Below are 22,963 nucleotides of genomic sequence, written 5' to 3' on the forward strand. Positions count from 1 at the left end.
AATAGATAGTATTATTTTAAAGTTTCGGAACATTAAGTATAGTGGGCTTTTTACAGATAATTTTTACATGAATATAAGATAAATAAACCTCATATTTTTTAAAAGAACCATTTATTATTTAATTTTCAATTTTGAGTTTTCTGATTCTCCACGTAAATTTTCTCGGCATATGATTTCCCATTAAATATCCCCATGGTTCTAACGATTCTATTCTTTCAAAAATAATTTTCAAAATAGCTAAAAGCGGAATCGCTAAAAACATTCCCGAAATTCCTGCAGCGGCTCCTCCTATAATGATTCCCAAAATAGATACAAAAGCATTAATTTCTACTTTAGAATTAATAATTAAAGGCACAAGTAAATTATTATCAATTAACTGAACAACGAGATTTACCAACAGAATACTTAAAAACACAGATGTTTCGGGCGTTCCGGATAAAGATGCCAAAAGAGTTATTATACCCGCAATTGTAATACCTATATAAGGAATTAGGTTTAAAATTCCGGTTATTAATCCTAATAGAATAAAATATTTCACACCTACAATCCAAAGTCCTAAACCAGTCAAAATGGAAACGACGATCATTTCTAACAATAAACTAACAATATAATTATTTATAGAAACCCGTATTTGCCCTAATATATCTTTTAAAGCAGAATGGTCTTCTTTGTTGACTAATTTTGCCAGAAAAAGAATAAAATGATCTTTATACAACAAGAACAAAAACGTATAAATTGGAATAATAGTACAATCTATTAAAAGATCGGTGATCGATAGTATTGCTGAACCTAAAGTAACGACACCTCCGTTTTTAACAGAATCTTTGGTGACTGTATCAAGATATTTTTTTTGTTCACCAATGCTTATATGAAAATTATCTTTTACAAACTTATGAACCTCAATTATAAAGACATTTACGTTTTTCTTTATGGCATCAAAATCGTTGGCGATATCTTTGACCTGATAAGATATAAAGACTAATATGCCCACAATAAATGCAGCAAATATTAAAACACAAATTATGGCGGCTAGATGTCTGGGAAATTTAAGTCTTACGTTTAAAAGAGTAAAAATAGGAAGTAATAAAACGGCAAATAAAAAGGCCATCAATACGGGTGTAATGATATCTTTTCCGACACAAAATATAAATGCAAAACAAATTAAAGTTATAAGAATGAAGGAAAGTTTAGCGTAAAATGGCAATTTTATTGTTCGAATCATTGGTATGGAAATTAAGTTACATGGATCGAAAATTGATCTAAACAAAATTCCTTAATTTCTCACAAAATTGTGTTGTACGTTTTTTATATTACTTTACAAGATTCCCATTATAAATTTTAGTCAAAAAACTCTTTATCTTCATAATGGCTTGGCATGATTGAAATCCCCTTTTGAAGCAGTAAATTATTCGGAAAAATGATTCTTTCGCCGTCTCTTGTTCGAAGATTAACATGAAAAGCACTAATGTCTTCTATTTCTGCCTCGATGGGAAAATCTTTGTCATGGATTTTAATAGTATCGCCAATTCTGAAGGGAAATGAAAAAAACAAAATCATTCCCGAAGTTATATTACTCAAAATAGACCATTGTGCAAACATGGCTACGCCAATAACAGTAGCAATTGAAGAAACGGTAATAAAAATATCTTTGGTATCAACACCCCAAATAACAATTAAACTAATGGTTACCAATATATTCATTAGTATGTGAATATACTTTATAACCAAATTAGTTCGATGTTCTAATAATTGACTTGAATGTGCATAACGACGAATTAATTTTGCAATAATAACGCGTAATGCCATTAAGGCTAAAAGTAGAATGACGGTGGTTAAGATCTCCTGGCTATATTCTTTGAAAGAAAACATAAATAAATTTTTACACTAAAGTACTCAAATATTCGTAAACTTTAGCTGTTGGCAAGCCCATAACATTGGTATAAGAGCCTTCAACTTTTGCAACTGCCATAAAACCAAACCATTCCTGAATACCATAAGCTCCGGCTTTATCATAAGGTTTGTAGTTTTCGATGTAATATAAAATAGCTTCGTCAGACAAATCTTTGAAGGTTACTTTTGTTACATCATTAATTAGGGTAGAAGTAGAGTTGGTTTTAAAACAAACCGATGTAAATACTTCGTGTGTAGTATTCGACATTGATTTTATCATTTCAAAAGCTTCTTCGGCACTTTTAGGTTTTCCTAAAGCTTTATTTTGATGCCAGACAATGGTGTCGCTGGTTACTAAAATTTCGTTTGGTTTTAGTTCACCTTCAAATGCGCTGGCTTTTAATTCGGCCAAATAATCGGTTATTTCAACAGCTTTTAATTCTGGAGGATAAATCTCTTCGATATCTTTTAACCTGATTTCGAAATCAAGGTCTAAATCTTTAAAAAACTGTTGTCTGCGTGGTGATCCCGAAGCCAGGATTAAAGTATATTTTTTTAATTTTTCTTTAAGCATTGTACTTGATATTTAAGGTAATAACCAAAATTGATAAAATTCCGAAAAGCAAAATCAGTTTTAAAACATTACTTAAATGATGGAATTCTTTTTGTGATTTTGCACCAAATATTTTTACTATAAAGTATAAAAGCGGTGCCAAAACAAAAGCAAAAGCATACAGAGTAACGATATATAAATTGTTTTCTAAAAAGTATTTATTAATGTAAAGTAAACACAATATGAAAGGAATAATAGCAAATCCCAAGGCTATTTTTGCAGCTCTGCTATTTCCAATTGCAATTGGTAAAGTGTTCATTCCCTGATTATAATCACCATTTACATCTTCGATATCTTTTACTATTTCGCGAATAAAATTAATCATAAATGCAAACAAGGCATAATCAATTAATATAGAAAACATACTCGCCATTTGTGCCTGATTTTCAGCATTTGTAGCCGGAAAAAGATCAAAAACACCAATAATTATAACACTAAATGATAATACTGCTGCTACTACAAAATTTCCTAAAACCATAATTTGTTTTAAGCTTGTAGAATAAAAATAAAGCACAGACGCAATCAATATAAAAATCACGGCAAAAGTTGGTCTCATGATCACATTTGATAAATAACAGCCTATGGCAACTCCCGTAATATTTAACCCAATGTAAATATTGTAACCACGGGTTTCAGAAATGCCTTTGCCAATTACTACGTCATTTGGTTTATTAATTCTATCCGTCGCAACATCGAGAATATTGTTAATTACATATCCCGCTGCCGCTAATAAAACGGTACTTAAAACCAATAATCCATATTGCCAGTCGGCCAAAGCCAAAGGAATATCCTGCTGTTTTAAAAAAGCATAACGAAATAAAAGCTGCATAAAAGCCAGCATTAACAGGTTTTGGTAACGAATGAGTTTAAGGTATTTCATTTTTTTTTGAAGGTTCTAAGGTTCTGAGGGACAAAGGTTCAAAGGCTTTTCACCACAACGAAAATCATTAATAATTTATAATTAATAATTCATAATTATTAGTCGTGTTGACCATTAAAATACTCCATCCATTTTCCCTGTACTTTCATCACTTGTTCGATTACATCTCGTGCAGCGCCCCGTCCGCCTTTTACGTGAGAGATATAACGGGAGATATTTTTGATTTCAGGACTTGCATCTTGCGGACAAGTTGGTAATCCTACTAATTTCATAACATGAAAATCTGGAATATCATCGCCCATGTATAAAACTTGTTCTGGTTTAATATTATAAGTATCAGTGTATTCCTTAAAAGTTTCAACTTTGTTAGGAGTTCCTAAATGAATGTCTTTAATACCTAAATTTTGAAGCCTAACGCGAACACCCTCATTACTTCCACCAGAAATAACACAAACATGATAGCCACTTTCGACAGCTGCTTTCATTGCAAAACCATCACGAATATTCATCGTACGAAGAATTTCGCCTTCGCTGGTTACAAAAACAGAACTGTCTGTAAGTACTCCATCAACATCAAAAACAAATGTTGTAATATCGTTCATTATTTCTTTATAACTCTTTGCCATTATTTTGTATAGATTGTGTTAGTATTTTATAAATATTCTTTTGATTTTCATTGGTTAAATATTCCAAATGTGCCTCAATTGTAGTCGAATCATTGCGTTTTGCAGGTCCGGTTTGAGCCTCGGTTGGATTTAAAGTATTGATTTTATCAGCTGTTTCCTGAATTAAAGGCTTCAATATTTCAAAAGGAACCTTATTCTCTTCACAAATTTCCTGACCAATCTGATATAAATGATTGGTGAAATTATTCACAAAAACGGCAGCAACATGAAGTGCCTTACGCTGCTCTGAATTTATAGGAAAAACAGCTTTTGAAATACTTTTTGCTACGGTGTCTAAAACACGAAAGTCAAATGTGTTTTCAGCTTCCAGACAAATCGGAATCACTGAAAAATCAACTTCTTTATTTTTAGAAAAAGTTTGTAAGGGATAAAAAACGCCTTTACGATTTTTAGCGTCTAAAGTATCAATTGATGCAGTTCCTGAAGTATGAACAACAAGTTGATTGTTAAAAGGTAATTGTGCTGAAACTTCGGAAATTGCGTTATCTGTAACAGCGATAATATATAGATGTGCTTCTTTTAAATCCTGAAAATCGTCTACAATTTTATCAAATTCAATTAAAGAAGCCAGAGTTTCTTTTTTTCTGGAAAAAACCTGTGCAATTTCAACAAGCTCACTTTTAGCGAAAGCTTTTATCAAATGCTGCGCAACATTTCCGGAACCAATTAACGTTATTTTAATCATAACGCAAAATTAGCATTATTTTTTGAATGGATATAACCTATTAATCAACACGCATAAAATTAAAATCATCTTTTTATTATCTTAAAAAATAGTAAGAAAAATATTTTTAATAAGTTTAAATAAATATTTTCTTTACCCTATTTTTGACTCTAATAATTTTAAAAAATATAAATGAAAAGTACAATTACATTTTTGGCAATATTCTGTGTTATACAAATATCATTTTCTCAATCTATTGGAGAGAATGGTTATGCTCCTATAATAAATAATTTTAACATTCCTCTTTTATCCGGTGTTTATAGTGGTCAAAATGCCATAGGACAGACTCCCGATGCAGGTACTGGATGGCAACATTTATTTGCGATAAGACATATTGATCCAAATAATAATTATCAATTGCAAATTGCTTCATCATACAATGAAAATGACAGGTTGTTTTTTAGAAAAATTGCACATGATTTAACATCCACAAATTCTGCGTGGATTGAGCTTGCCACAAGAAGTAATAATACTTTTACTGGAGACCAAAGTATTAATGGTAATCTAGGGATTAATAAAGATTTAATCTTAAAAAATTATGAAAACATTGCAGGAAAGGGTAATAAAATTATTTTTACTGCTTACGGGAATGACTTACAAGGACCTCAAATAAGAAGTTATTTAACTTTTGCTTCTGGAAATGATTCACGGATGGGATTAGTATTAAGTTCTTATTCAAAAGGATATATGGATGAACTTTTTCTTACAGATGGCAACGTAGGTATAGGGAAAGCAAACCCAACCAATAAACTAGACGTGAACGGTACAATCCACTCCAAAGAAGTAAAAGTAGATATGCTAGGGTGGACTTGGCCAGATTTTGTTTTCAAAAAAGAATATAATTTGCCAACTCTTGCAGAAGTTGAAAAACATATTAATGAGAAAGGGCATCTCGAAAATATTCCAAGCGAAGAAGAAGTGCTTAAAAATGGTATTAATTTGGGAGAAATGAATGCTAAGCTTTTGCAGAAAATAGAGGAATTGACGCTTTATATGATTGAAATGAAAAAAGAGAATATTCAAATGAAGAATAAACAATCCGAATTAGAGAATACAATTACCCAACTTAAAAATAAAATTAACTAATGAAAAAAACAACCGTAATAATTGCTTTTATATTTATTACCTCATTTTCTTTTTCTCAACAAATAGGGGATGGATTTTCACCAGTCATAAATGATTTTGCAACACCTTTAAAGTCGGGAGTATATAGTGGTTTGATTACGCGTGGTACGATTCCGGATGTAAGTCATGACTGGAGTCATTTGTTTGTTATTAGACATGTAAATCAAACAAATAATTATCAATTACAAATTGCCTCATTGTACACAGAGAATGATAGGATTTTTTTTAGAAAGATTGCCAATAATTTCGATTTAACACCGACAAATACTGCATGGTCTGAATTTGCGACAAGAGGATCTAATACTTTTAATGGAAATCAAACTTTTAATGGAAATGTAGGTATTGGTACTCCATCGCCTTCAGCTTATTTAGAAGTTTACACACCAGTTTTGGCACAACAAATTTATAATACTCAAAAATGGTCATCAGGAAATTTAGATTATGAATTAAAACTTCAAACAATTTGGAATACTAGTGGTATTAATCAAGAATTTATTCAACGTTATGCTGGAGTGGATTATAAGTCACTTGTGTTTTTTGCAGGTAACGTAGGTATAGGGAAGGCAAACCCAACCAATAAACTAGATGTAAACGGAACAATCCATTCCAAAGAAGTAAAAGTAGATTTGCTTGGCTGGTCTGACTTTGTTTTTAAAAAAGAATATAATTTGCCAACGCTTGCAGAAGTTGAAAAACATATTAATGAAAAAGGGCATTTAGAAAATATTCCTAATGAAGAAGAAGTTCTTAAAAATGGAATTAATTTGGGAGAAATGAACGCTAAACTTTTGCAGAAGATAGAGGAATTGACGCTTTACATGATTGAAATGAAAAAAGAGAATATTGAAATGAAGAAAGAGAATGCTGAAGTAAAAATGAGACAATTAGAATTGGAAAATATAGTTAAGGAACTTAAAAAATAAATCAAGATAATGAAAAAAATATTACTACTTACATTAGTCTTATCTCAAATAAGTTTTGCTCAAAATTTTTTCCCAACTGATGGAGGTAATGTTGGTATAGGAACCTTAAACCCAACTAGTAATTTAGAAATAAGAGAAACTGTAAATACAAGTGTACCAGCAGGACAAATCTCTCCAACTCAATCAATTTTAAAACTTTCTAGAAATGGTACGGTAAATTATTCATATAATGAAAATGCTGAATTTCGTATAGGACATGGTGGAAGTGGATTGTATGGAAGTAAGCTTGATTTGTATATTAATGGAAATGCAAATACAAATTCAATACCAGATCAACACGTTATGACATGGAACTATGATGGAAATGTAGGTATTGGAACTAATACTCCAAGAGCCGTTTTAGATGTAGCAAAAAATACTGGAAATGGTATTTTATCAGCAGTATTTGCCAGATTGCCAGAAGGTGATTTTGTTGGTGATGGGACTTTTCTAGGAGTACGAGGATATAATACTTCAATTGTAAACGGTAAATCTTTCTCAATTGAACATAGTTTTTATAATATTACAAATAGTTCTATTAATTTTTTTAGAGGTAGCGGTACTAGTGGAGGAGGGATATCTTTTAATACTAATAATAACCAAGAGCAAATGAGAATTGATCATTATGGCAACGTTGGTATTGGAAAAATAAACCCAAGTAATAAACTAGATGTAAACGGCACAATTCATTCAAAAGAAGTAAAAGTAGATATGTTAGGCTGGTCTGATTTTGTCTTTAAAAAAGAATACAATTTGCCTACACTCGCGGAAGTTGAAAAACATATTAATGAAAAAGGACATTTAGAAAATATTCCTAATGAAGAAGAAGTTCTTAAAAATGGTATTAATTTAGGAGAAATGAATGCCAAGCTTTTGCAGAAAATTGAAGAGTTGACATTATATACAATTCAGCAATCAAAAGAAATTCAAGATTTAAAAGAAGAGAATAAATCTTTTAAATTGTTATCTGAAAGACTTGAAAAATTGGAACAAAAACTTAAATAAAATTAATTATATAAATAGCAAATTAATGAAAAAAATTACAACACTACTCATTGTATTATTTTTGACAGTTACAGCATCTGCTCAACAAATTGGGGACGGATATGCTCCAATGACAAATGACTTTGGGGGTCTGTTAAAATCAGGTGTATTTGGAGGTGTAAATCATACTGGAGGAGTTCCTGATTTATCTTATTATGGACACCAACATCTATTTGTAGTAAGACACGAAAATTCAAACAATAATCATCAATTGCAAATTGCTTCTTCATTTGCAGAAAATGATAGATTATTTTTCAGGAAAATTGTTGGTGATTTAACTCCTAAAAACCCTATCTGGATAGAACTTGCAACTCGGGGAACAAATACATTTGTTGGAAATCAAATAATTAAAGGTACATTAGAAAATTATGTAGAAGTGCCATTAAATTCTGGAACGGGTTCTTATCAATTAATAAATGAAAGTAGTGGATCTGTAATTTCAAATACAGTTTATAATAGAGTATGGTTATATAGAGACGCTACATCAGATAATTGGTGGACAACTCGACTACATGATGGTATTTCAATAGATGTATCATTTAAGACACCCCATGTTGATACAAGAACATGGTGGGAAAGAGATCCAAATGATAATATCCAATCGTGGGGCAATGGAGTGGATACTTATTTAACAATAGATAAAGGAAATATAGGTATTGGAATTACAAACCCAAATAATAAATTAGATGTAAAAGGCACAATACATTCTCAGGAAGTAAAAGTTGATATGAAAGACTGGTCTGACTTTGTTTTTAAAAAAGAGTATAATTTGCCAACGCTTGCAGAAGTTGAAAAACATATTAATGAAAAAGGACATTTAGAAAATATTCCTAATGAAGAAGAAGTTCTTAAAAATGGAATTAATTTGGGAGAAATGAATGCCAGGCTTTTGCAGAAAATAGAGGAATTGACACTTTATATGATTGATCAAAACAAGAATATTCAAAGTTTGATAGAAGAAAATAAAAAGCAAAATGAAGAAATAATAGCTTTGAAGAAAAACACATTATCTAAATAATTTTAAAGATATAACCCAGCGTAATTAGTATCAATAAGCTGGGTTATATTTTTTTATTCTTTTACATTTTCACCGCTCCTTTAGAAACAGTTTCACCAATAGTCGTTGTTTTAGAATAATTTACATCTTTAGAAGAAACCAATTCAATTTTCTCACTTGCGGCACCATCAATAGTAACGGCTTTTGCAGAAGTTGAGTTGAATTCAACATTTTTTAAAGACATATTTTTTCCGTTATAGATTTCAAAAATGGTTGGACTTTTGATATCTAATTTGGCATTTGTTATTTTAATTCCGTTTGCATCGATGATTGAAAAGCCTTTTTCTGCTTTTGCAATTAAATTTGAAATCTCAATATTTTCAAGATTCATTTCAGGCAAACCCTGCAAAAATACAGCCTGATAAGCTCCTGAAATTGTGATGTTTTTAATCGAAATATTTTTGAATTGCGGCGTTTCTTCATTTACGGGAATTGCTTTTGTATTGATTTTATTTCCGCCTTCGGCCAAAGTTTCTGCGATAGATTTTCCTCCATAATAAAGGTCAAAAGAAATGGCTTGCGATGGAATATCGGTCATAAAAATATCCGAAATATAGATATTCTCCACAATTCCGCCACGACCGCGTGTACTTTTAAAACGCAATCCAACATCCGTTCCCATAAAAGTACAATTAGATACGTGAAGGTTTTTTACACCTCCGGACATTTCACTTCCAACTGTTACGCCGCCGTGTCCGTGATATACGATATTATTTCGTACAATGATATTTTCGCAGGGAACGCCACGATCGCGACCGTCTTTATCTTTTCCTGATTTAATACAAATAGCATCATCACCAACATCAAAACTGGAATTTTCAATCAATACATTTTTACAGGATTCAACATCAAGACCGTCTCCGTTTTGAGAATACCACGGATTTCTAACCGTTACATTTCTCACAATCAAATCTTCAACCATTAAAGGATGAATATTCCATGCCGGGGAATTTTGAAAAACCGGTCCGTCAAAAAGAACTCTTTTACTGTTTTGAATACTGACCATTACCGGACGAAGAAAATCATGAATGGCTTCAAATTCTTCTTTTGTTTTTAAATCAAGACGCACATTTTGATCGGCACCAATCGAAGCCTTCATAAAAGTTTCAGATGGATACCAGCTTTCTTTTTTCTCATTTAAAACCCCTCCGGAAGCAATCACTTTTTTCCATTGGCTTTCTGTTAGTTTGCTCTTTTTTACTTGTCTCCAAACTTCACCTGAACCATCCCAAACGCCATTTCCGGTAAAAGCGACATTCTCGAGATTCTTACCATAAATAGGAGAGATGCATCGCCAGGTATTTAAACCTTCAAAACTGGTTTCTATAATAGGATATAAACTTTTATCGGTCGAAAATTTGATTAATGCTCCGGTTTCTGCATGCAATTCAATATTACTTTTCAGAATAATTGGTCCCGTAAGCCATATTCCGGGCGGAATAACAACTTTTCCGCCGCCTTTTTTTGAAACCGCATCAATAGCATCGGCGAAGGCCTTTGTATTAAGAGTGTAACCGCCGTTTACAGCTCCAAAATCTTTTATATTGACGGAGTTATTAGGGATTTTTGGTTCCTGAACTTTCGACATTTTAAATTCGATACCAGCGTAAGCATCAGTTGTTTTGGATTTTTGAGCCTGAATACTTCCTGAAAAGCAGGTTGCTAAAAAAGCTGCGAGAATGCACAATAAGTTAGTTGAGTTAGTTTTCATTTTGAAATTATATGAGTGTGGTTATTAATAGCTGTAATTCTTATTTTAAATCGCGATTTTTATCAATTCTAAAATAATTCTGGATTTTCAAATATAAATTAAAAATGTAATCGATTACACAAATCTAATAAAATTTTTTCATTTTCAAAGAAATTCTAAAACAGTTTAATTGTAGTATTTAACTTGTTTAAGATGAAAACATCAAATTAAATTAAGCCTATTTTTGGTTTTAATTAACAAATGGCAAATATCGATACTCAACATTTTTAAGTACTTTTGTGGCACTTTTATACAATGTAATTCCTCAAAAATGGATAAAAAAATATTCTCTTTTTTGTTTTCTACACGATTAATGGCCGTTCTTTTTTTAACATTTGCAATCGCAATGGGTGTTGGAACTTTTATCGAAAGTAAGTACAATACCGATACAGCTAGAATTTTAATTTACAATACCTGGTGGTTTGAAGCCATAATGGTTTTCTTCCTGATCAATTTCTTCGGAAACATCAAACGTTATCAATTATTAAAAAAAGAAAAGTGGGCAACTTTATTGCTTCATATTGCCTTTATTTTTATTCTTTTAGGAGCTTTTATTACACGTTATATTAGTTACGAAGGTATGATGCCAATTCGCGAAGGCGCAGCCGAAAACCAAATCTATTCTGATAAAACATTTATAACCATTCTTGCTGATGGTGAATATAAAGGTGAAATGAAACGCAGGGTTTTTGAAAAAAGCCTTTTGTTATCGCCCGTTACCAATAATGATTTTAGTATTTCAGGAAAATTTGACGAAACTACTTTTGAAGTGACTTTCGACAAATATATCATGGGCGCTAAAGAAACTATAAAACCAAGTGCAAACGGAACTTTATACCTTAAATTGGTAGAAGCAGGAGCAGGCGGACGTGAAGAACATTTCCTGAAAGAAGGTGAAGTTCAGAACATTCACAACGTTTTATTTGCTTTAAATAAACCAACAGATGGTGCCATAAATATCAATACAACCGGCGAAAAATACACCATTCAAACACCTTTTGAAGGACGTTTCATGAGAATGGCTGATAAGCTTGAAGGTGATGTTACGAAAGATAATGTACAGCCGTTAATGATGCGATCTTTATATAGTATTGGTGATATTAGAATCGTTTTTCCAGATCCTGCTGTTAGAGGAATCGTTGATTATGAGTCAAATAATGACTATAAAGCAAAATCTCATAACGATGCTTTAATTGTAAAAGTTAAAGCTGATGGTGAAGAAAAACAAGTAAGACTTTTAGGTTCTAAAGGTAGTATTGGTGAACCGCAAACAGTTAAAATAGGAAAAATTGAATACACTTTATTCTACGGAAGTAAAGCCTATGTTTTGCCATTTAAAGTAAAATTAAACGACTTTATAGCAACCAAATATCCTGGAACTGAGAAAAGTTATTCTTCTTTTGAAAGTAAAGTAACCGTTCAGGATTCTGCAGAAACTTTTGATGCTGATATTTATATGAACCACGTTTTAGATTATAAAGGATACAGATTTTTTCAATCATCATTTGATCCCGACGAAAAAGGAACTGTATTGTCTGTAAACCACGATTTCTGGGGAACTTCAATTACTTATTTAGGATATTTTATGTTGTTCTTCGGTTTGATGGCTATTATGTTTACCAAACATTCTCGTTTTGCAGATTTGAAACGCAAATTAGAAGCAGTGAAAAAGAAAAAAGAAAAACTAATCACAATTTTCGTTTTATTATTTAGTTTGAATGGCTTTGCGCAAGCGCCTCATGTTCATGAACACAATCACTCGCATAACGAAGATCCAAACGATCACGCCAATCACGTTACAGCTCCGCCAAGTCAAAAACAAATTGACTCTTTATTGACAATTTATAAAGCTCCTAAAGAGCATGCTGCAAAATTTGGGCGCTTGATTATTCAGGATGCTGGCGGTAGAATGAAACCTATCAATACTTTTTCATCTGAATTATTGAGAAAAGTGAGCCAGAGCGATACCTATAACGGAATGAATTCTGATCAGGTATTTTTGTCTATGACGCAATACGCCCAGGTTTGGATTCAGGTTCCTATTATTTACCTGAATACAAAAGATGATAGTATCCGTAAAATTATTGGTGTTGACAGAAAAGCAAAATTAGCTCCGTTTGTAAAGTTTTTTGACGAAAACGGAAATTATAAACTTGCACCTTATTTAGATGCTGCCTATAAAGCTGGAAATCCAAATAGTTTTGAGAAAGATTTTATCGAAGCTGATAAAAAAGTAAATTTAATGGAGTCGGCATTAAGCGGAAGTATTTTAAGAATATTTCCTATTCCGAATGACCCAAACAATAAATGGATCTCTTATTTAGAATTGAATAATGCAGGTTTAAAAGGAATGGATTCTACATATGTAAAACAAATTCTGCCAATGTATTTTAGTGCATTAAACAACGGTTCTATTTCTAAAAACTTTGGTACTGCAGATCAGTTGGTTGAAAGTATTAATGGTTTTCAGAAGAAATTTGGAAGTAAAGTACGCCCAAGCGAACAAAAAATTGATCTTGAAATCGCGTACAATACTTATAATATTTTACCAAAAATGTTTTACTGGTATTCTCTTTCAGGAATTTTCATGTTGATTTTTACACTTTTCAGTATCTTTTTCGATAAAAAATGGTTACGAATTACTGTAAATGGTTTTCATATATTAATTGGGTTAATCTTTGCACTTCACACAGTTGCATTAATTGCCCGTTGGTATATTTCGGGTCACGCACCGTGGAGTAATGCTTATGAAGCCATTGTGTATGTAGCTTGGTCAACAATGTTCTTTGGATTGGCTTTTGACAGAAAATCGAAACTTACTGTGGCATCTGCAGCGTTTGTGACGGCGATGATTTTCATGGCATCAAACGCCAACTGGATTGATCCGGAAATTGCCAATTTACAACCTGTTCTGAATTCATATTGGTTAATGATTCACGTTGCTGTTATTGTGGCAAGTTACGGACCAACCGCACTTGGAATGATTTTAGGTTTTGTAGCCCTGATTTTGATTTTCTTTACCAATGAGAAAAACAAAACCAAAATGGAATTGAATATCAAAGAAATAACTTATATCAACGAAATGGCTTTGACTATTGGTTTGATTATGTTAACAATAGGAAACTTTCTTGGAGGACAATGGGCCAACGAAAGCTGGGGACGTTACTGGGGATGGGATCCAAAAGAAACCTGGGCATTAATTTCAATCATGATTTATGCATTCGTAATTCATGCTCGTTTTGTACCATCGCTTCGTAGTAAATGGTTTTTCAATGTAATGAGCATGTACGCCTTTGTATCGATTTTATTTACGTATTATGGAGTGAATTTCCATTTGGTTGGTCTGCACTCTTATGCAAGTGGAGAAGCGCATTCATTAAGCTGGGTTTATTATTCACTAGGGACTATTTCCTTAATTGCACTTATAACATATCCAAAATACAATAAGTATTATAAAAGCAAAAAAGCTGTAAAAGCAAAAAAATAAATAATTTCAGAAAGCAAATTATTAATTCTCCTAAAAGGTTCAGCGTAAAGTTGAACCTTTTTTTTGATCATTAGCAGAATTAGAAGCTGTTTCCTGCTGTCCACTGTATCTTTTATGGTTCCCGATAGCTATCGGGACCACCATAAAAGGATGCCGTTCCCATCAGGGCTAGGGCACTTAGTTTCATTAGAACATTTAAATAGTAATCATTTATAATTTCTTATTTAGGCAATTTCCCAATAATAGCAAGCACTATAATAATTAGGATAAAAAAAGTAACTAAAAAAATCAAGTGACTTAAAATCGTTAAAAAGAAAGCTCTTGTTCTTGACATTTTATTAAAAAACTGAATGTTTGTCCAAAATATCAATATAATACCAAGAAGATAAGTCAAAGATGAAAACCTCTCAGCATGATGTATACTATTTAAATATAAAAGTATTGGAAATGTCAAAATTTGCACAGAAAGTCTTTGTGAAGCCTTAAAAGTGTTCAATACAAATAATTCGACAAAATTATAGCCTTGTTTTCTAAAAACAATATAAGTTCCAATAGTATAAATAGGAATTGTAGCAATCGTAACCCAGGCAAAATGAGTTGCCATCCACTCATTATAATCATTAAAATCAATCTCTAAATCTGTAGAAGCCTGAAATAAATTGATATGAAAATAATGATACAAAAAACCATAAAGCGCTCCCAAAACTGCAACTAAAGACAATGGTTTGAAATGTTTAACTCGTTTTCCCTCAATAAACTCCCGAATTGAATGTCCTGGTCTTATAAACAATTGTTTAATTGAATAAGGAATTCCATTATCAAAATGCAATAATCCGTGTTGGATATCATGCCATAAAAAATGTGCATTTATTCTGTGCGTATCGGCAGGTTGTCCGCAATTATTGCAGTAATGTCCTTTAAAAGTCTGATTGCAGTTTTTACAGGTTATTTCCATACTTTAACTTTTAAATTATTAAGATTTCTTAAAACCGTTTGGATACATAATGGCTAATAAAACAAAAATCAGCAAAAAGTTATATTCTACACCATTTCTTCCGCCTCCAACAACAAACCAGCCTTCCTGAAAATGAACTAAAATTATGCCCATTATCAAAATGAAAATAGTAACAAAACCTGCAGGCTTAATATATTTGTTTAGTAGTAACAATATAGCAGCAATGATGTGCGAAATTTTTATTGACCATGCCAGAAAAACACCAAACGGTGCAAAACCAATCTGATTAAGATATAGATTTCCAAAATCGTTTATACCATTATTAAAAATTCCAAAAACAGAGTGGGAGAGAAGTATGATTGCAGTTGCGATTCTTAAAAGTAAATTTCCGTTCATATATTTGATTATTAGTGTTTTGAATTAAAAATAATAAAAAAACGCACATTAAATAAATTAATATGCGTTTTAAGTTTTTGTTTTAAATTGTATTTTAAACTTTTCCTAAAGTATATAATTGTTCCATTGTAGGTGTTGCACTTCCTCCGGCCGGCTCAAGTGTAATTCCAAATGCTTCTGCAGAATCTGTTTGCTCTACAGCAAAGATTTTTTGATCATTTTCTTCAAAATTATCCAGTAAACCAATACTTGTAGGCGTAAGAACCGGACTTAATTTTAAAGACCATACCTGATAAACCATGCCCTTTGGAGGTTTTGGCAAACCTGCAGCATCAATATAAGTCGTTTTGGTGTCTTTGTTCCAGTATACTTTGGCAAAAGATGTTGGAGAAACCGCCTGACCACCAAGTGTTACACCAGTGTTTTTGATATCTCTTACAATAGTTAGGTTTTTCTCTGTTTCTTTATTTTGCTGATCTAAATAAGCAAATTCTCTCTGAATTTTATTCTTTTCGTTACCAACAGTTGCAATAGCTTCTTTGGTTTTTGTTAATTCTAAAGTTTGATATCCAAGCCCCAAAAGCATTAAAACTGCAGCAGCCCAGCCCACATATTGAGACCAGTTTGATGCCGGTTTCATATCTACTACTTTGCCATGTTTCAGTTCTAGGCGTGCTTTTATCTTTTCGAAATTAGCTACAGAATGAAAAGGTGAAAAACTTGATGATAAAGCTATAATAGCTCTTTCTATCTCAAGAATCTCCTGTTCAACCTCGGGATTTTTCTTTGCCATTTCGGCTATCTCCAGATTTTCTGTTTCGGTTAATAAACCGTAAACATAAAGTTCTAAAATTCCTGATTCTATATATTCTTGTGCTTCCATTATATTTTTAAATAATTACGTAAATCGTTAATACAGTTTCTGTTTTGCGTTTTGATAGTCCCCAACGGAATTGCCAGTTCTTCTGACGCCTCTTGTTGAGTATATCCTTTGAAAAATAATAAGTCAATAATTTCAATACACTTTGGTTTCAATTTTTTTACAAATTCCTGAATACCAATGGTGTCAATTTTATTAGTGAGTTTATTACTGTCATCTAACAGATTTACGAAATTATCCGAAGAAAGGTTTTTTTGGCTATTATTAAAATTTTTAGATCTTAACTTATCTATGCTCGTATTACGAGCTATATTAAGGATCCAGGTATAAAAACGACCTTTACTTTCGTTATACGAATCTATATTTTTCCAGATTTTTACAAAAACTTCCTGCAAAACATCTTCAGCTTCTTCACGGTTTTTTATGAGAACATTGATGACCGAAAACAAACTCTTAGAATACATATCATACAAATGGGTAAAAGCTCTTTCGTCTTTTTTGTAAATTAAAACTAATAATTCTTCTTGACTCATACGTTTTGGTTTTTTTAAGCTTAAACAAAAATTTTAGGAAATATTTTATTACAATCAGATAAAGATAATTTATTTTTTTTATGAAAAAACATTTTTTTTAAATTGTTGTCAGGTCTTTAAAAATAAGGGGTTTACGAAAAATAATGATTTTTTTACTTTTTTTTTACTTTTTTTAAAACCAAAATTTAATCTCTTTCGTATATATCATTATAAAAGTAAGTGAAATAATACAGATTGAAAAAATAAAGATAAAAGCCGGTTAAAAATTTGATTTATATAAGATTAGTATGAGCCTTTTAAGAGTATTAAAAAAGAAATTTAATAATCAAAAAAAACATCATGAGTATAAATAAATTAAAAATATTGATCATTGCCTTAACTAGTGTTTTGCAGTATTCAAATTCCACAGATACTATTCTTCGCAAAGGTATTGTTAGAAATAGTTCTTCAACAATACATCAAATAGAAAATTTAGAAAATAACAGTTCTTATAAGAAAGTTATAAGTCAGGATTTATAAAATTTTATAGTTGATGCTACTCGGACTTCCAGACTGAAAATTTTCCTGAATTACAAAACGACCAGGAAAATAAGCCATGTAAAAATTGTAAACACCAATCAGAAAGTATTTGGAAGTTTAACAATTCAGGAACAAAGAATTTTCATCATAACCGCAGTGCATCAGCTATAATTTAAATAAAAAGATATATAAAATTAATTTCATGGTTTGATTTGTTTGTATGGGGAGAAGCCTAACGAGTGATTAACGTTAGGCTTCATTTTTTTATTTAACTTATGATTAAGAAAAAATAAGCAGCCAAAATCTCTTTAAGAAACTGATTTTGATTAATTTTATAAAAAATATAAACATGAAAAAAATTATAATAATGGCGTATGGCGCACTACTTTTATTTAGTTGCCAAAACCAAGCGCAAACTAATAAAACAAAAACGCCTAAAACGGATAAAGTCATGACAAAAGAAACTATTTATCAATTTAAAGTAGAAGATTTATCAGGAAATTCATTTGATTTTGCTTCTTTAAAAGGTAAAAAAGTAATGATTGTAAATACCGCTTCAAAGTGCGGATTAACGCCTCAATACAAAGATCTTGAAGCAATTTACAAAGAATATAAAGACAAAGGTTTTGTAATTGTAGGTTTTCCGGCAAATAATTTTGCATCTCAGGAACCAGGTACAAATGAAGAAATTGGTGCTTTTTGCCAACAAAATTATGGAGTAACTTTTCCGATGATGGACAAAGTTTCTGTAAAAGGAGATGATATGTGCGAAGTATATAAATTCCTTACTCAGAAATCTAAAAATGGCTTACAGGATTCTGAAGTAGAATGGAATTTTCAAAAATATTTAATCAACGAAAAAGGTGAATTGGTTAAAGTTATCAAACCTAGAACTTTACCAACTGATCCTGAAGTTATCAACTGGATAAAGAGTTAATTAGAAAACTATCAAACCTAAAAGTCCGCAAATTTGAATTTTTCAAGTTTGTGGATTTTTTTTACGACAAAAGTACGTCTTTGAGAGGAACGAAGCAATCTCACGTGCGACATCGACAAAAGTTTATATTGGAGAGATATTGAACGCGGATGACACGGATTCGCAAGCGAAGACACGGATTATTGCGGATTTTTTTCTGGTAGGGTAAATAATAACAATAGTATGTTGAAAAATGTTTTCAAAAGCGCGCTATTTTGACAAAAGAGAAATCATATAAATGAACATAAAGTATGTCATTCTCTGGATGTGATTCTCTTTCGTAGAAATTTGACTAACTATGAGAAAAATCCGCGAACATCTGCGTCTTCGCTTGCGAATCCGCGTCATCCGCGTTCAAAATTACATTAGTAAAAAGCTTTGCGGTTTAAACTAATATCAACTGCATAAATACCAAGTCAAGCCAGTGATCAAACTTAAATCCGACTTCACGAATCGTTCCTGTAGCTACAAAACCAAATTTTTCATGAAAAGCAATACTTCCGGCATTATCAGCATCGATGGCGCCAATCATTACATGATATCCTTGTTCTTTTGCTAAACGAATTAGTTCCTTAAGTAATTTAGAACCAATGCCTTTTCCTATTACATGATCTACAACATAAACAGAATGTTCAACAGTATATTGATAACCAATTTTTTCGCGAAACTGTCCGTAACTGCCAAAACCAACTACTTCGCCATCTAAATCGGCTACAACAACAGGCAGGTTTTTAGTTTTTTTATCCTCAAACCATTTTGTTTGCACTTCAAGAGTCTGAATATCATAACTATAATTTGCCGTTGTATGTAAAATAGAATGATTTACAATTTCAAGAATTTTATCTAAGTCGTCTGTAGTTGCGGATCTGAGTATTATGTTCATGATGTTTATAATTGGAATTTATATTTTGGAATTTTATTTGTTATTTAATTCTGCCAGTAAAACATCAACATCTTTAGAATTCCAATTCATTTCCTTTGCAATTGTTTTGGCATCTTTGGCGTATTTTAAAGCTGATTTTTTATCTTTTATTTTATTATACAACCTTGCTGTCAGCAAATTACCATCATAAGAATCATTTAATTCTAAAGAATGTTTTACCCACAAAATTGATTTTTTAAGGCTTTCCTCGTCAGTAATATGTTTCAGATAAGTTTGTCCAATATCTTTTAGGAAACTGGCATCATTCCAAACTAATTTTTGAGTATCCTCAAGTGTAACTTTTTTATAAAACTGCCATTTTTCGGTTCTTTCGGCCAGAGTTAAATCAAATTTAAAAACGAGTGAATCTGTTTTTTGCAAACGAATTGACTTTGCAATTTCTCTTTGTTTATAATAGTTTATCGTATCCAAATTATCTACATAAGGTCGTAACAACTCTGTTACAATACTTTCTATTTTTCGATCAACGCGATTTTGCGAAGCTACGGCGGCAAACTCCTTTTGGTGTTTTAAAACATATTGAAATTCCCTCGAATTAATATCAGTTACACCATTGGCAATAACGCGCCAGTTTGTTTCGCTAACAAGTTGAGCATCTGATTGTGTTTCAAGATAAATATGTGTCGGAATCGATAATTCAGTTCGGTCTTTTCCCTTTTTCAAAGTGTTCAAATAAGCAAAAAACTTAGTTGAATTGCTTTTATCGGCTAAAAACTCTTTTTCCAGATAAGGCAATTGCATTTTAGGATTCAAAGCAAAATTGGCCTCGCTAATAAAATCAGCTTTTTTCATTTCGCCTTTTAAAGCATACAAAAGCGTTTCATTATCATCCAAAAATAAAAAAGTGGGTAATGATTTGGTATTGAATTTGTCTTTTAGCGCAATACCTTCTTCCTTTTCAATATTTTTCCAAACGCAGATATAATTTTTCTTCAGGAAATCCATTACGGCTGCGTCGCTAAAAACTTCATTTTTCATTTGATTGCAATGCGGGCACCAATCGGCATAAAGCATTATAAAAAGTGGTTTTCCTGTATTTTTTGCAGTTTCCAAAGCTGTTTTATAAGGAACATCATCAGGAATAAACTGATTTTGAGATTTTACTGTTTGAATTGAAATGAATATAAAAAGTATATATAAGAAACGCATGTTGTAATTTTTACTAGGAATTTCGTTTCACAAATATATCCTCTTTTTACAAAAGCAGTCTTAATATCTTCCTAATTTATAAGTTAAATCCAGTACGAAGTTTGTAACTTTGTACTATCAAAAGTGAATCTTACTCTTAAAGATTTTCTTTATAAAATAATACATTATAAGAATGATTTACCCCAAAATACCGCTTGCACAAAGCATTATCGAAATTTGTTTAGCAAAAGGAATCACCAATATTATAATTTCTCCGGGATCAAGAAACGCACCTTTAACAATAGGTTTTGCACAAAATCCTAATTTTACCTGTTACAGTATTGCAGACGAGCGTAGTGCCGCTTTTTTTGCATTGGGAATTGCCCAGCAAATTAAACAGCCAACAGCTGTTATATGTACTTCAGGATCAGCATTATTAAATTATTATCCTGCTTTTGCCGAAGCATTTTACAGCCAGATTCCTTTAATCGTTATTTCTGCAGATCGCCCGCAAAGTAAAATTGATATTGGTGACGGACAAACGATTCGTCAGGAAAATGTTTTTCAGAATCATTCTGTTTTTAATGCCAATTTAACCGAAGAAGCTTCAGAAGAAAATGATTTAAAAATCAATAAAGCGATCGAAACGGCGATTCTTCAAAAAGGTCCTGTTCATATCAATGCTCCGTTTGAAGAACCGCTTTATCAAACCGTAGATACACTTTCGGTCCATCCAAAAATTACCGTTTCTGAAGAGATTATCGGAACAAAAACTATAGAAAACAGCGAAGAATTAGTTTCAGTCTGGAACTCTGCCAAGCGAAAATTAATTATGGTTGGCGTTAACGAAGCCAATGCTATTGATGATAAAATTGTTCAAAATTTAGCAAATGATCCTTCGGTTGTAGTGCTGACAGAAACGACTTCTAATCTTCATCATCCAGGTTTTATTAATAGTATCGATACTTTAATTACTCCATTTGAAAATGGTGATTTTGAAGACTTTCAGCCAGAAATTTTATTGACTTTTGGCGGAATGATTGTTTCGAAAAGAATCAAGGCGTTTTTACGAAAATACAAACCAAAACAACATTGGCACATAGATACTTTGCGTGCCTACGATACGTTTGATGCAAAAACAAAACATATTGTAATGCAGCCAAATGATTTTTTTACCGATTTACTTTCTAAAACAACATTTGTTGAAAGTGATTATTTTTCTAAAATCGACAAAATTTACGATTTGCGAAAGGTAAGAAAACAAGAATATCTAAGTAAAATACCATTTTCTGATTTTCAGGTTTTTGAAAAAATAATCGAAACTTTACCAAAAAACAGTCAATTGCAAATAAGCAATAGTTCTGCAATTCGATATGCCCAATTAATTGATATTGATAGTTCTATAGAGGTATTTTGTAATCGTGGCACAAGCGGAATTGATGGAAGTACATCAACTGCAATTGGAGCTTCGGTAGGGAGTAAAAAGCAAAATGTTTTTATAACCGGCGATATCAGCTTTTTGTATGACAGTAATGCTTTGTGGAATTCTTATATTCCAAATAACTTCAAAATTATATTGATTAATAATGGAGGAGGAGGAATATTCAGGATTTTGCCTGGTCATGAAGAAAAACCTGTATTTAATACTTATTTTGAAACATCACATCAATTAACGGCTGAACATTTGGCTAAGATGTATAAAATGAATTACTTGACGGCAACTGATTTGAACTCTTTAAACGAGAGTATTGATTCATTATACAATCAAAATAATGCTGCGAGTATTCTGGAAATTTTTACACCCACTTTTGAAAACAATGTTATTTTGAATCAATTTTTCAAGGAATTAATCTAATTTGTAAAATGTAAGTTAAATTGGGTTAAAATTTTTGTGATTGTATAATAAATATGTAAGTTTGATTTTTTAAAATAACAATCAATAACTATTTATTATGAGTGCAAGAGAAGAATTAATTAAAAAGTATGCAGAAGATTTAAAGGAAAAATGTGGTGTAACGCCAAACATGGATTTATTGACTAAAGTAACAATAGGTTGCGGACCGTCTATATACAACTCAGATGCATCTACAGTTGCAGGAAGCCAACAATCAGAATTAGATACAGTTAAGAAAAATTTCTTAATAAAAAAATTAGGTTTACCAAACGGTCCTGAATTAGATACTGCAATTCATGCAGTTTTAGAAAAGTATGGCAAAGCAAACAAACATAAATACAGAGCAGTAGTTTACTATTTATTGACAGTGCACTTTAAAAAAGAAAGTGTTTACAAATAAATTGAAACTATCAAATACAAAAGCACCATTAATTTGGTGCTTTTTCTTTTTATAAAACAAACTTTATGAAGCAAATAGCGCTTTTTCCTTTTTATCTGAAATATTTTTCTGTGAACCATTT

At 31.5% G+C, this 22,963-nt stretch carries 22 protein-coding genes; 9 read left to right on the top strand and 13 right to left on the bottom strand.

Features of this window, described 5'->3' with window-relative positions; genetic code table 11:
* Positions 1-118 precede the first annotated feature (118 nt).
* The 6 genes from RT99_RS22115 to RT99_RS22140 form a co-directional block, all read right to left on the bottom strand.
* Positions 119-1,222, bottom strand: a complete 1,104-nt coding sequence (locus RT99_RS22115; RefSeq protein ID WP_042566911.1) for an AI-2E family transporter — start codon at positions 1,220-1,222, stop codon at positions 119-121.
* A 116-nt stretch (positions 1,223-1,338) separates the two neighbouring features.
* The gene (locus RT99_RS22120) at positions 1,339-1,869 is read right to left on the bottom strand and encodes a mechanosensitive ion channel family protein (protein WP_042566912.1); all 531 of its coding nucleotides are present in this window, start codon (positions 1,867-1,869) and stop codon (positions 1,339-1,341) included.
* Between the two features lie 10 nt (positions 1,870-1,879).
* On the bottom strand, positions 1,880-2,464 hold the full coding sequence (locus RT99_RS22125; RefSeq protein WP_042566913.1) for a Maf-like protein: 585 nt from the start codon (positions 2,462-2,464) through the stop codon (positions 1,880-1,882).
* Complete coding sequence (locus RT99_RS22130) at positions 2,457-3,383, bottom strand: geranylgeranylglycerol-phosphate geranylgeranyltransferase (protein ID WP_082037002.1); 927 nt, start codon at positions 3,381-3,383, stop codon at positions 2,457-2,459. The genes RT99_RS22125 and RT99_RS22130 overlap by 8 nt, the downstream gene beginning before the upstream one ends.
* 98 nt (positions 3,384-3,481) lie before the next feature.
* Positions 3,482-4,009 carry an HAD family hydrolase gene (locus tag RT99_RS22135; protein ID WP_042566914.1) on the bottom strand — a complete coding sequence of 176 codons (528 nt, stop codon included), beginning with the start codon at positions 4,007-4,009 and terminating at the stop codon, positions 3,482-3,484.
* Positions 3,993-4,754, bottom strand: coding sequence for a Rossmann-like and DUF2520 domain-containing protein (locus RT99_RS22140; protein WP_042566915.1), 762 nt, complete (start codon positions 4,752-4,754; stop codon positions 3,993-3,995). The genes RT99_RS22135 and RT99_RS22140 overlap by 17 nt, the downstream gene beginning before the upstream one ends.
* 171 nt (positions 4,755-4,925) lie before the next feature.
* Here RT99_RS22140 and RT99_RS25760 point away from each other — a divergent pair, with 171 nt between their 5' ends.
* Genes RT99_RS25760 through RT99_RS24870 form a run of 4 tightly spaced genes read left to right on the top strand, consistent with a single transcriptional unit; the run spans position 4,926 to position 8,942 of the window.
* Positions 4,926-5,879: a hypothetical protein gene (locus tag RT99_RS25760; protein WP_052483763.1), complete on the top strand. Its 954-nt coding sequence runs from the start codon at positions 4,926-4,928 to the stop codon at positions 5,877-5,879.
* Positions 5,879-6,841, top strand: coding sequence for a hypothetical protein (locus tag RT99_RS24860; RefSeq protein WP_052483764.1), 963 nt, complete (start codon positions 5,879-5,881; stop codon positions 6,839-6,841). The genes RT99_RS25760 and RT99_RS24860 overlap by 1 nt, the downstream gene beginning before the upstream one ends.
* Before the next feature lie 9 nt (positions 6,842-6,850).
* Positions 6,851-7,885: a hypothetical protein gene (locus RT99_RS24865; RefSeq protein ID WP_052483765.1), complete on the top strand. Its 1,035-nt coding sequence runs from the start codon at positions 6,851-6,853 to the stop codon at positions 7,883-7,885.
* A 25-nt stretch (positions 7,886-7,910) separates the two neighbouring features.
* Entirely contained in the window at positions 7,911-8,942 is a 1,032-nt protein-coding gene (locus RT99_RS24870) for a hypothetical protein (RefSeq protein ID WP_131494945.1), read from the top strand.
* A gap of 61 nt (positions 8,943-9,003) precedes the next feature.
* Here the strand turns inward: RT99_RS24870 and RT99_RS22165 are convergent, their stop codons facing one another.
* Positions 9,004-10,692 (bottom strand): glycoside hydrolase family 28 protein, encoded by a 1,689-nt coding sequence (locus RT99_RS22165; protein WP_042566916.1) that lies wholly within the window; start codon positions 10,690-10,692, stop codon positions 9,004-9,006.
* Between the two features lie 310 nt (positions 10,693-11,002).
* On the opposite strand from RT99_RS22165, the gene ccsA reads away from it, so the two are divergent.
* On the top strand, positions 11,003-14,218 hold the full coding sequence (gene ccsA, locus RT99_RS22170) for a cytochrome c biogenesis protein CcsA (RefSeq protein WP_042566917.1): 3,216 nt from the start codon (positions 11,003-11,005) through the stop codon (positions 14,216-14,218).
* A 220-nt stretch (positions 14,219-14,438) separates the two neighbouring features.
* On the opposite strand, the gene RT99_RS24875 is transcribed toward ccsA, so the two are convergent.
* The 4 genes from RT99_RS24875 to RT99_RS22190 form a co-directional block, all read right to left on the bottom strand.
* On the bottom strand, positions 14,439-15,173 hold the full coding sequence (locus RT99_RS24875; protein WP_052483767.1) for a DUF3667 domain-containing protein: 735 nt from the start codon (positions 15,171-15,173) through the stop codon (positions 14,439-14,441).
* An 18-nt stretch (positions 15,174-15,191) separates the two neighbouring features.
* Complete coding sequence (locus RT99_RS22180) at positions 15,192-15,569, bottom strand: DoxX family protein (RefSeq protein WP_042566918.1); 378 nt, start codon at positions 15,567-15,569, stop codon at positions 15,192-15,194.
* A gap of 94 nt (positions 15,570-15,663) precedes the next feature.
* The gene (locus RT99_RS22185) at positions 15,664-16,452 is read right to left on the bottom strand and encodes an anti-sigma factor domain-containing protein (RefSeq protein WP_042566919.1); all 789 of its coding nucleotides are present in this window, start codon (positions 16,450-16,452) and stop codon (positions 15,664-15,666) included.
* Entirely contained in the window at positions 16,452-16,982 is a 531-nt protein-coding gene (locus RT99_RS22190; RefSeq protein WP_042566920.1) for an RNA polymerase sigma factor, read from the bottom strand. Before RT99_RS22190 ends, RT99_RS22185 begins: the two co-directional genes overlap by 1 nt.
* A 339-nt stretch (positions 16,983-17,321) precedes the next feature.
* Here RT99_RS22190 and RT99_RS22195 point away from each other — a divergent pair, with 339 nt between their 5' ends.
* Together RT99_RS22195 and RT99_RS22200 are read left to right on the top strand one after the other, a co-directional pair.
* Positions 17,322-17,501 (top strand): hypothetical protein, encoded by a 180-nt coding sequence (locus tag RT99_RS22195; protein ID WP_042566921.1) that lies wholly within the window; start codon positions 17,322-17,324, stop codon positions 17,499-17,501.
* 349 nt (positions 17,502-17,850) lie between these two features.
* The gene (locus RT99_RS22200) at positions 17,851-18,438 is read left to right on the top strand and encodes a glutathione peroxidase (RefSeq protein ID WP_042566922.1); all 588 of its coding nucleotides are present in this window, start codon (positions 17,851-17,853) and stop codon (positions 18,436-18,438) included.
* A 424-nt stretch (positions 18,439-18,862) separates the two neighbouring features.
* Here RT99_RS22200 and RT99_RS22205 read toward each other — a convergent pair whose 3' ends face one another.
* On the bottom strand, positions 18,863-19,360 hold the full coding sequence (locus RT99_RS22205; RefSeq protein WP_042566923.1) for a GNAT family N-acetyltransferase: 498 nt from the start codon (positions 19,358-19,360) through the stop codon (positions 18,863-18,865).
* Positions 19,361-19,393: 33 nt separating this feature from the next.
* Complete coding sequence (locus RT99_RS22210; RefSeq protein ID WP_042566924.1) at positions 19,394-20,569, bottom strand: thioredoxin fold domain-containing protein; 1,176 nt, start codon at positions 20,567-20,569, stop codon at positions 19,394-19,396.
* Positions 20,570-20,741: 172 nt separating this feature from the next.
* Here RT99_RS22210 and menD point away from each other — a divergent pair, with 172 nt between their 5' ends.
* Positions 20,742-22,403, top strand: coding sequence for a 2-succinyl-5-enolpyruvyl-6-hydroxy-3-cyclohexene-1-carboxylic-acid synthase (gene menD, locus RT99_RS22215; RefSeq protein ID WP_042566925.1), 1,662 nt, complete (start codon positions 20,742-20,744; stop codon positions 22,401-22,403).
* A gap of 97 nt (positions 22,404-22,500) precedes the next feature.
* The gene (locus RT99_RS22220; protein ID WP_042566926.1) at positions 22,501-22,842 is read left to right on the top strand and encodes a DUF2853 family protein; all 342 of its coding nucleotides are present in this window, start codon (positions 22,501-22,503) and stop codon (positions 22,840-22,842) included.
* Positions 22,843-22,963: the final 121 nt, after the last annotated feature.

Source organism: Flavobacterium sp. MEB061 (assembly GCF_000834715.1).
In the GTDB taxonomy this organism is placed as follows: domain Bacteria; phylum Bacteroidota; class Bacteroidia; order Flavobacteriales; family Flavobacteriaceae; genus Flavobacterium; species Flavobacterium pectinovorum.

What these genes read in the sequence shown, in the direction of transcription:
- RT99_RS22115 (WP_042566911.1), bottom strand. Translation starts at nt 1,222, where the DNA reads ATGATTCGAACAATAAAATTGCCATTTTACGCTAAACTTTCCTTCATT.
- RT99_RS22120 (WP_042566912.1), bottom strand. Translation starts at nt 1,869, where the DNA reads ATGTTTTCTTTCAAAGAATATAGCCAGGAGATCTTAACCACCGTCATT.
- RT99_RS22125 (WP_042566913.1), bottom strand. Translation starts at nt 2,464, where the DNA reads ATGCTTAAAGAAAAATTAAAAAAATATACTTTAATCCTGGCTTCGGGA.
- RT99_RS22130 (WP_082037002.1), bottom strand. Translation starts at nt 3,383, where the DNA reads ATGAAATACCTTAAACTCATTCGTTACCAAAACCTGTTAATGCTGGCT.
- RT99_RS22135 (WP_042566914.1), bottom strand. Translation starts at nt 4,009, where the DNA reads ATGGCAAAGAGTTATAAAGAAATAATGAACGATATTACAACATTTGTT.
- RT99_RS22140 (WP_042566915.1), bottom strand. Translation starts at nt 4,754, where the DNA reads ATGATTAAAATAACGTTAATTGGTTCCGGAAATGTTGCGCAGCATTTG.
- RT99_RS25760 (WP_052483763.1), top strand. Translation starts at nt 4,926, where the DNA reads ATGAAAAGTACAATTACATTTTTGGCAATATTCTGTGTTATACAAATA.
- RT99_RS24860 (WP_052483764.1), top strand. Translation starts at nt 5,879, where the DNA reads ATGAAAAAAACAACCGTAATAATTGCTTTTATATTTATTACCTCATTT.
- RT99_RS24865 (WP_052483765.1), top strand. Translation starts at nt 6,851, where the DNA reads ATGAAAAAAATATTACTACTTACATTAGTCTTATCTCAAATAAGTTTT.
- RT99_RS24870 (WP_131494945.1), top strand. Translation starts at nt 7,911, where the DNA reads ATGAAAAAAATTACAACACTACTCATTGTATTATTTTTGACAGTTACA.
- RT99_RS22165 (WP_042566916.1), bottom strand. Translation starts at nt 10,692, where the DNA reads ATGAAAACTAACTCAACTAACTTATTGTGCATTCTCGCAGCTTTTTTA.
- ccsA (WP_042566917.1), top strand. Translation starts at nt 11,003, where the DNA reads ATGGATAAAAAAATATTCTCTTTTTTGTTTTCTACACGATTAATGGCC.
- RT99_RS24875 (WP_052483767.1), bottom strand. Translation starts at nt 15,173, where the DNA reads ATGGAAATAACCTGTAAAAACTGCAATCAGACTTTTAAAGGACATTAC.
- RT99_RS22180 (WP_042566918.1), bottom strand. Translation starts at nt 15,569, where the DNA reads ATGAACGGAAATTTACTTTTAAGAATCGCAACTGCAATCATACTTCTC.
- RT99_RS22185 (WP_042566919.1), bottom strand. Translation starts at nt 16,452, where the DNA reads ATGGAAGCACAAGAATATATAGAATCAGGAATTTTAGAACTTTATGTT.
- RT99_RS22190 (WP_042566920.1), bottom strand. Translation starts at nt 16,982, where the DNA reads ATGAGTCAAGAAGAATTATTAGTTTTAATTTACAAAAAAGACGAAAGA.
- RT99_RS22195 (WP_042566921.1), top strand. Translation starts at nt 17,322, where the DNA reads ATGAGTATAAATAAATTAAAAATATTGATCATTGCCTTAACTAGTGTT.
- RT99_RS22200 (WP_042566922.1), top strand. Translation starts at nt 17,851, where the DNA reads ATGAAAAAAATTATAATAATGGCGTATGGCGCACTACTTTTATTTAGT.
- RT99_RS22205 (WP_042566923.1), bottom strand. Translation starts at nt 19,360, where the DNA reads ATGAACATAATACTCAGATCCGCAACTACAGACGACTTAGATAAAATT.
- RT99_RS22210 (WP_042566924.1), bottom strand. Translation starts at nt 20,569, where the DNA reads ATGCGTTTCTTATATATACTTTTTATATTCATTTCAATTCAAACAGTA.
- menD (WP_042566925.1), top strand. Translation starts at nt 20,742, where the DNA reads ATGATTTACCCCAAAATACCGCTTGCACAAAGCATTATCGAAATTTGT.
- RT99_RS22220 (WP_042566926.1), top strand. Translation starts at nt 22,501, where the DNA reads ATGAGTGCAAGAGAAGAATTAATTAAAAAGTATGCAGAAGATTTAAAG.